This window comes from Xenorhabdus griffiniae, from assembly GCF_001028135.1.
In the GTDB taxonomy this organism is placed as follows: Bacteria; Pseudomonadota; Gammaproteobacteria; order Enterobacterales; family Enterobacteriaceae; genus Xenorhabdus; species Xenorhabdus bakwenae.
The window spans coordinates 1-1,383 of the sequence record NZ_LDNM01000145.1; the positions used below are offsets into that span (position 1 = coordinate 1).

At 42.0% G+C, this 1,383-nt stretch carries 3 protein-coding genes; 1 reads left to right on the forward strand and 2 read right to left on the reverse strand.

What is annotated here, in order from left to right; genetic code table 11:
- The first annotated feature begins 187 nt into the window (after nucleotides 1–187).
- Nucleotides 188–496, forward strand: a complete 309-nt coding sequence (locus tag AAY47_RS18800) for a SymE family type I addiction module toxin (RefSeq protein WP_047771838.1) — start codon at nucleotides 188–190, stop codon at nucleotides 494–496.
- Nucleotides 497–543: 47 nt separating this feature from the next.
- On the opposite strand, the gene AAY47_RS18805 is transcribed toward AAY47_RS18800, so the two are convergent.
- Together AAY47_RS18805 and AAY47_RS18810 are read right to left on the reverse strand one after the other, a co-directional pair.
- Nucleotides 544–780, reverse strand: a complete 237-nt coding sequence (locus tag AAY47_RS18805) for a hypothetical protein (protein ID WP_047771839.1) — start codon at nucleotides 778–780, stop codon at nucleotides 544–546.
- A gap of 17 nt (nucleotides 781–797) precedes the next feature.
- Nucleotides 798–1,250, reverse strand: a complete 453-nt coding sequence (locus AAY47_RS18810; protein WP_053014353.1) for a TNT domain-containing protein — start codon at nucleotides 1,248–1,250, stop codon at nucleotides 798–800.
- Nucleotides 1,251–1,383 lie beyond the last annotated feature (133 nt).

A 1,383-nucleotide genomic window follows, 5' to 3' on the forward strand; every position in this document is an offset into this window, starting at 1 on the left:
CGAGGCGATTAATGAATTTCCCGAAGAAGAAAAAAACGTCATTAGAGAGATGCTGGAAGGGATGGTGATTAAGTATCAGGCGCGTAAGTGGTTGAAGAATTAAGGTAATAGAATGATTTAGCGCGATATCAGCAGGCGGCTACCAGCTGATATCGCTCACCACAAGCAACTAAACAGGAGTTGAATGATGGCTAAGGCGCATTCTAGGCAAAACCGTGCAGTAAATAAAGTGACAAAAACAGAACGTTATTACACCGTGGGATACGTGCCGCAAAATGACAAGGCCAAATCCCCGCCCGCAATCCATCTTAAAGGGCAATGGCTTAAGGCCGCTGGCTTTGATAAAGGCTGTACCTTCACCGTTAAAATTATGGATGGCTGTCTGGTGCTTATTCCTGACAGTGACGAGACCCGCACCATTAAGCAACAGTACCAGCGCCAGCAAGACAAGCTCAGTGACATTAAGCTGAAAATGCGCGAACTGCTCGGCGCTTAAAAAGAATAAAGCCGGAAGATCACGGGGATCTCTTCCGGCTTTGTGTTTTATCCATACATTCTTTTTGTATCGGACACATATTCCCAAAAACGTTGGCATGCGTCTTCTTCTTTTTCAAATGATTCTACCCAACTACGCGCCCCTCTTTCTGCATGATAGACTAGCCAGTATCCATCTTCATAAGTAAGGCAAATTCTATCATCGGGAGTTCCTCCCTCAAGTGAGTAGTAAGATGATGAGATTTTATTTTCTTTTAAACGTGTTCTCAGTTCTTCTTTATTCATTGATATACCTAATTAATTTAAAATGGAATGGGTTTGCCTTTCACTGTCACTGAGATTTTTTCTAATGAACCATCAGCTATTAATTCATTAACTTTTTTAGGTAAATCGTACTGTATTCCTCGTCCCGGATAACCAAACCAAGGGGCGATCTCTCCTGCATCAGCAGTTATAGGCTTTTTAACTACAAAAACAGTATAAGGTCTTCCATCACTTCCTGGTTTTAATGCCCTGGAACTATATGGAATACCTTCAGGAGCCACAAAAGTACCCCAATCAGTACCATATCTATCTAATCTAGTGCCTGGTTGAAGTGTGTATTTCTCAAACTTACCTTCATAGAATCCCCTATTAGGCGGCCACTCTTTTTCCCACATATGTGTTTTGAAATTAGAGGATTCTCTAGCTGTCTTACTCGCAGCAATATTATCAAGAACATTTTGTTTAATATTGCCACAGTTGTCGCCTGCCAATCCAAAGGGGTCAACCCAAAATACCGGATTATGGACATAGGAATACGGATTAAAGCCCCCTGCAAGCCCAATGGGGTCTTAGGAGCGATTCCGGTGCGGTCGTACTTTTTTACGTGATTTTTTCTTTGAATAT